Raw genomic sequence first — 6,501 nt, forward strand, 5'->3', positions numbered from 1 at the left:
TGCGGCGGGAACCGGACCGGTCAGGAGCCGGTTCGACGCGGGTGCCGGGATGTTTCCGCAGCGCCCACGCCGGTAGGCTGGCGTGCCGTGACCGACTCGACCGCATCGAACGCACGCATCGAGCGCCGCACCAGGCTTCTCGCCGCTGCAGCGGTCACCCTGCAGGGGCTCTCCGACGTTCTGGCGCCCCTCGGCGAGCGGTTCGCGACAGCCGACCACGAGTTGTACCTGGTAGGAGGGTCGGTTCGCGACGCGGTGCTCGGGCGCCTCGGCAACGACCTGGACTTCACCACCGACGCCCGTCCCGCCGAGATCACCCGCCTGCTGACCGGTTGGGTCGACGCGATCTGGGACACCGGCATCGAATTCGGGACCATCTCGGCACGCAAGGGCGACGTGATGATCGAGATCACGACGTTCCGTGCCGACCAGTACGACCGCGTCGGTCGAAATCCCGAGGTCACCTTCGGCGATTCGCTTGAAGCCGACCTCGTGCGCCGCGATTTCACGATGAACGCCATGGCCGTCGCGATAGGCCCGAACGGACCCGCGGAGTTCCACGACCCGCTCGACGGAATGACAGCACTCCTCGCCGGAATCATCGACACACCTGCGACGCCGCAGGAATCGTTCAACGACGATCCGCTGCGGATGCTCCGCGCGGTGCGGTTCGTCTCGCAGCTCGGATTCCGGCTCGCGCCGCGGGTTTTCGACGCGATCACCGAGATGGCCGACGAGATCAACCGCATCACCGCTGAGCGGGTCCACGCCGAACTCGACAAACTCATCCTGGGCGAGCATCCGATCGAGGCGATCGACGTCATGGTCGAGACCGGACTCGCCGACCGCGTACTCCCTGAAGTGCCGGGCATGCGACTCACCATCGACGAACACCATCAACACAAGGACGTCTATCAGCATTCGTTGACCGTGCTGCAGCAGGCGATCGACCTCGAGCAGGGCGACCCCGACCTCATCCTGCGCTGGGCCGCGCTGCTGCACGACATCGGCAAACCCGCGACCCGACGCCACGAGCCCGACGGCGGTGTGAGCTTCCACCACCACGAGGTCGTCGGCGCGAAGATGGTGCGAAAGCGTATGCGCGCCTTGAAGTATCCGAAGGCCGTCGTCGAAGATGTGGCAACGCTGGTGTTCCTGCATCTGCGTTTTCATGGCTATGGCGAAGGGCGGTGGACCGATTCGGCTGTCCGACGCTACGTCACGGACGCCGGTCCGCTGCTCGACCGGCTCAACAAGTTGGTGCGCGCCGACTGCACCACCCGCAACAAGCGGCGGGCGCGTCGGCTGCAGGAGAACTACGACAGTCTCGAAGAGCGCATCACCGCTCTGGCCGCCGCGGAGGACCTCGAACGGGTACGCCCCGACCTCGACGGCAACGCGATCATGGAGATCCTCCAGATTCCTGCCGGGCCGGTCGTCGGACAAGCGTGGCGGTACCTGAAGGAGCTGCGCCTCGACCGCGGCCCGCTGTCGCACGAGGAGGCAGTCGCAGCGCTGCGCGAGTGGTGGGCCGAACGCGGCGAGGGGTAGCGACCCTGCCGTTGCGCTCTCGGGGCCACTCAGTGCGGCACGTAGACCTCGATGGCGCCCGGGAGGATGTCGAAGACGGTCGGTAGCGAGCCGACGATGTCGCCGTCGAGCGACACATCGGCGGGCGGATCGCAGTACAGCTCCACTTCGCGCCCCTGCATGTCTTTGAACAGGGGGTTGTTTTCTACGCGACCGTAGAGCACCTGGGCGAGACCGCGCAGAAGTGACAGCCGCGGAAGGTGTCGGGGGTGGGAGCCCATCACGATGTCGAAGAGGCCGTCGTCGGCGCTGGCGTGGGGTGCGATCCGCATTCCGGCGCCGTACGTCGGACCGTTGGCGATGGCGGTGAACGCGGCGTCGGTCTCGACCTCGACGTCGTCGACGCGCACTTGATAGTGGTGCCGGTTGAGCTTGGGGAGTTGTCGCAGCGCGGCCAAGGCGAAGAGCGCTCGCCCGCTCGGCCAGGAGAGATCCTGGGCGCGTTCGGCGACGGCAGCGTCGAATCCCGTTGCGGCGATGGTGCAGAACAGGTCGACGACGCCGTCGGAGAAGGAGGCGCGGCCGAGGTCGATGCGTCGGGTCTTGCCGTTGAGAATGATCGCGATCGCGCGGGCGACGTCGTCGAGGGGGATGTCGAGCATGCGTGCGGCGTCGTTTCCGGTTCCCGCCGGGAGGATGCCGAGCGGCAGCTGATGACTGTGAACGGTACGGAGCACGGTCTGAACGGTTCCGTCACCGCCGACGACGAGGAGGGCGTCGGCTCCGCGTTCGGCTGCTTCCTCCGCGAGCCGTGCGCTCTCCTCGCGGGTGTCGGCGGTCAAGACCTCGTGACTGACGCCGCGGCCGCGCAGAATCGCGGTCACTGCTCCGAGGACGCGTTGCCCGGCGCCATGACCCGCCGTCGGGTTGGCGACGATCGCGAGGTGACCGACGGTGTTCGTGCTCTCTGGGCTCGCAGACATCGAGGATCAGTCTGTCACATCGGCTCGCGGTAAAGGGGCAGGTCACACCGGTGGGTCGGCAGACCAAGTTTCATGTTTTCTGCAAGTGCTTGCCGACGTGAGCGCGCCCGTGCGAAGCGCGCTAATACCCCCCGCGCGGAGCGCGCTAGTAACCCATCGTGCGCAGGGCGTCGGCGAGGCGGTCGAGCTGTTCGCGTGTGACGTCGAGGTGCGGGCTGATCCGCAGGACCGACGTGTCGCCGGCGAGGGGAGCCCGCCACGAGTCGGCAGCGGTCACCAGCAGGCCGAGTTCGAAGAGTTTGTCGCGTGCCTGGTGGACGTCGGCGCTCTGGAAGCCGGGCGGTGGGGCGAGTGTGACGATGGCCGACGGTTCGTCGACCGGTTCCAGAACCTGCCAACTGCCGATCCCGTCGAGCCGCTCGCGGGTGGCGCGTCCGATCGCTGCGAGTTCACGGAAGACCCGCTGCTGACCGGTCTGGAGCACCTCCGACACGGCGACCCCGAGGCCGAGCATGCCCGCGATGAACGATTGCGACGGGTCGACCTCGACGGGCCGCAGCGAATCACGGCGCACAGCAAGGAATCCGACGCCGCGCGGGCCGGTCAGCCACTTGCGGCTGGTGCCGTAGACGACGTCGGCGCCGGTGACCGTTGGTACGTGTCCGACGGCCTGCGCCATGTCGGCGACGACGGGCACGCCCACCTGATGTGCGACCTCGACGATCCGCGCCACAGGCTGCACGGCACCCGACATCGAGCCGACATGGCAGATGTGGATGAAATCGGGCTGCTCGAACTGCAGCATGTTCTCCAGAGCGTCGGTGTCGACGTGGCCGTAGACGTCACCGTCGGGCAGCGGCCGCACGGCGTAACCCCGGCGCTCGAACTCCACGAGGTTGGGTCCGAACTCGTTCTTGCCAACCCAGACCGTCGACGCCATGGGCAGACTCCACGAGGTCAGCAGCGTGCGCAGTGCGGCTCGCGCGCTCTCGCGGTAGGTGAGTTCGTCGGGGGTGTGGCCGAGGAGTTGAGCGATGTCGCGCTTGTCCCTGGCGATCTCGTCCGCTCGGTCGTCTGCTGCGACGTACGACCCACGTTCGGCTTCACGCCACAGGTGCGCCGACACTGTCCCGATCACGGCGTTCGACGAACGTCCCGCCGACGCGGCGTCGAGATGTGTGATCGCCGGTTCGAGACGAGCGCGGTGGAACTGCTCTCCCAGCTCGCTCACATACATGCACAAAACCTACCGTGCTGCGTACTGGGGAATCTTGGGGTGTCCGTAACGGAACCAACCCGCCCCGGTGAACGTCTGAAGACGCGTGGATCCCTTGATCGAGTACGTGTTCGGCCCCGGCGACGGCACGCTGAGCCGTTGGTCGAGTGCTGCCGACCTCGACCTCGACGCCGACGGCACCCTCGACGCCGTCAGCATCGACTTCGACGGTGACGGACGTGCCGACGACGCCATGTGGGATGTCGACGGCGATGGCCACGCCGACGTCGCAGCACTTGACATCGACGACGACGGCCGACCCGAACGCCAGTACCGCGATTCGGGTCGCGGCCTGTGGGATGTCGCGGTTGGTCAGGGCGTCACCGCAGGTCAGGGCGACGCAGGAGCGCCGGGCGAGGTGCCGCAGGGAGGGGCAGATGACACAACCAGCGACGACGGCCCGAAGCGAGTACCCGAGCCGACGCCGCGCGCCGGGCGGCAACCCTCGACGCAGCGGCTCGACCTCGACGGCGACGGACGGGTCGACGCCGAGGTTGTCGACACAGGGGTTGGTGACCCCGGCGCGGCGGGGTCGGGAGCCGAGCGTCGGCTCTATGTGGACTCCGACGGCGACGGCAACTTCGACACCGTGCTCGTCGACTCCGACGGCGACGGGGTCGCAGACGCGGCCTTCGGTGCCGATGCGCCGGAGTTCGGGAGATGAGAGTCCGAGTGCTGCTCCTGCTCACGCTCGCGGCGGGCGTGCTCGGCTGCGTGTTGGCTCGCGCCGACCAGTTCATCGCGGCCCGGGTGGACGAATCGCACGACGGCGATCCCGACAAGGTAGATCACCACGGCAATCACGACGAGCAGCGGAGTCCGGCCGTCCGGCGCGATCGTGGTGGCGGCGATCGCGATCGCGGCGACGTAGGCGATGTTGAAGACCGCGTCCTGGACCGAGAACACCTGTCCGCGCACGGCGTCGTCGATGTCGACCTGCATCGATACGTCGCCACACAGCTTCGCGACCTGCCCGATGAGTCCCAACACCACCGCGGAGATGCAGAAGACGACGAACGAGAACGAGAGCAGCGACAGCTCCGCGACGACCCCGACCGACAGCGCGGTGATCAGCGTCGCCTTGCGGCCGAATCGATCGACAGCGACCGGCGTGATGAATGCCGCGGCCAATGCTCCGGCAGCGGTACAACCGACGACAGCGCCGACACGGTCGAGCCCATCACCCGACCCCGAATGACGTGCGAGCACCAGCAGCATCAGTGTGTTGATGCCGAACACCACGCGATGCGCGCCGATCGCCGACAACGCAGCAGCCACCGGACGCGAGCGCGCGACGGCGATCGCGCCGTGCTGGAGGCCGACGGCCACAGCGTGCACGGCCGAGCGCCCGGGATCGTCGGGATGATCGGGACCGAGCTGCAATCTGGGAAAGCCACGAGCGAGGAACGCCGCGACGACGGCGATCACCACCGCAGCAACCATCGTGATCGCGCTGCCCGTGTTGTCCGATCCGGCGAGCAGGCGCACCCCCATCGCAAGGACGGCACCCACCGACAGCATGAAGCCGCCGAGCGTCGTGAACAGGGCATTGGTCGCGACGATGACATCTTGCGACGCGACATGGGGGAGTCCGGCAGACAGTCCGGATGCCACGAAGCGGCTGGCGCCCGTTACCGCGAGCGCACCGACCAGAACGACGGTGTCGGGACTTCCCGTCGCGATGGCGATTGCGACGACCGCGATCATCAGACCGCGAATCAGGTTGGCGTACAACAAGACAGCTCGACGATCCCAGTGGTCGAGGAGTGCTCCGGCGAAGGGGCCGATGACCGAGTACGGGAGCAGCAACACGGCCATGCCACCGGCGACGGCGAGCGGGTCGGCGTGGCGTTCGGGATTGAACAACACGCCGCCAACCAGGGCGGCCTGGAATACGCCATCGGTCAGCTGGCTGGCGAGGCGCACAGAGAGGAGGCGCCCGAGCCCAGGAGAACTGCGTAACGAGTCAAGAAAATCGCGCCACGCAGCACGCACAGATCGGCCGTCGCGTGCAGTAGAGCTCACCCATCAAGACTACCGACCAGCTCGCATAAGACATGCGATGATGGTCACTGTGGGTGGTGACAGCGCGGACGATTTCTCACCCGAGAACTCCGACGGAGCCGAGGGTGGCGGCATGCCTGGTGCCCGCGACATGGAGTCGGCCAACAGCGTGCGGGCGGGTACGTTGCTCCTCGCGTCGACCGACCTGACCGAGCCCACATTTGCGCGCTCGGTCATCTACATCATCGAACACAACGACGGCGGCAGCCTCGGGGTGATCCTCAACCGGATGAGCCAGACCGCCGTCCACAACATCCTTCCACAGTGGACCGATCTCGCGGCGTCGCCTCAGGCGCTGTTCATCGGAGGGCCTGTGAAGCAAGACGCCGCGTTGTGTCTTGGAGTCGCGAAGCACGGTGTCGACATCGAAGCGTTCGAAGGGCTTCGCCCGGTCGACGGTCGGCGGTGCGAGCAGATCGCGAGGAAGCGCCGAGGCGAGCAGCCAGCTGTCCTGGGCGAGCTCGGCGTCGAGTTGGCCTATCCCCCAACCCGCGTAGCCGGCGAAGATTCGGACGCCCTCGAGGACGTTGGCGAGGAGTTCGTGATCGGCGTCGAGGTCGACGAGGACAACCCGACCGTCGACCGGGCGAAGCCCTTCGAACGCTTCGATGTCGACACCGTGCTTCGCGACTCCAAGACACAACGCGG

General features: G+C 67.3%; 5 protein-coding genes and 2 pseudogenes. 3 read left to right on the forward strand and 4 right to left on the reverse strand.

Annotated features, from left to right (window positions below; all coding sequences use genetic code 11):
• Window positions 1–87 precede the first annotated feature (87 nt).
• A complete protein-coding gene (locus A5777_RS23610) occupies window positions 88–1,551 on the forward strand; it encodes a CCA tRNA nucleotidyltransferase (RefSeq protein ID WP_005205955.1) in 1,464 nt (487 codons plus the stop codon).
• Window positions 1,552–1,580: 29 nt separating this feature from the next.
• Here the strand turns inward: A5777_RS23610 and A5777_RS23615 are convergent, their stop codons facing one another.
• Entirely contained in the window at window positions 1,581–2,513 is a 933-nt protein-coding gene (locus A5777_RS23615; protein WP_064865260.1) for a diacylglycerol/lipid kinase family protein, read from the reverse strand.
• Between the two features lie 145 nt (window positions 2,514–2,658).
• On the reverse strand, window positions 2,659–3,750 hold the full coding sequence (locus A5777_RS23620) for an aminotransferase class V-fold PLP-dependent enzyme (RefSeq protein WP_005205957.1): 1,092 nt from the start codon (window positions 3,748–3,750) through the stop codon (window positions 2,659–2,661).
• 85 nt (window positions 3,751–3,835) lie between these two features.
• Between A5777_RS23620 and A5777_RS23625 the strand changes: the two genes are divergently transcribed.
• Window positions 3,836–4,453, forward strand: a complete 618-nt coding sequence (locus tag A5777_RS23625) for a hypothetical protein (protein ID WP_005205958.1) — start codon at window positions 3,836–3,838, stop codon at window positions 4,451–4,453.
• Here the strand turns inward: A5777_RS23625 and A5777_RS23630 are convergent.
• Window positions 4,342–5,784, reverse strand: a complete 1,443-nt coding sequence (locus tag A5777_RS23630) for an MFS transporter (protein WP_231895188.1) — start codon at window positions 5,782–5,784, stop codon at window positions 4,342–4,344. The genes A5777_RS23625 and A5777_RS23630 overlap by 112 nt on opposite strands.
• A 70-nt stretch (window positions 5,785–5,854) precedes the next feature.
• Here A5777_RS23630 and A5777_RS25880 point away from each other — a divergent pair.
• A pseudogene (locus tag A5777_RS25880) lies at window positions 5,855–6,256 on the forward strand (YqgE/AlgH family protein); the annotation flags it as partial.
• A gap of 54 nt (window positions 6,257–6,310) precedes the next feature.
• Here A5777_RS25880 and A5777_RS25885 read toward each other — a convergent pair.
• Window positions 6,311–6,496 (reverse strand): annotated as a pseudogene (locus tag A5777_RS25885) (YqgE/AlgH family protein); the annotation flags it as partial.
• Between the last annotated feature and the right edge of the window lie 5 nt (window positions 6,497–6,501).

It is taken from the genome of Gordonia sp. 852002-10350_SCH5691597 (assembly GCF_001665715.1).
Lineage (GTDB): Bacteria > Actinomycetota > Actinomycetes > Mycobacteriales > Mycobacteriaceae > Gordonia > Gordonia sputi.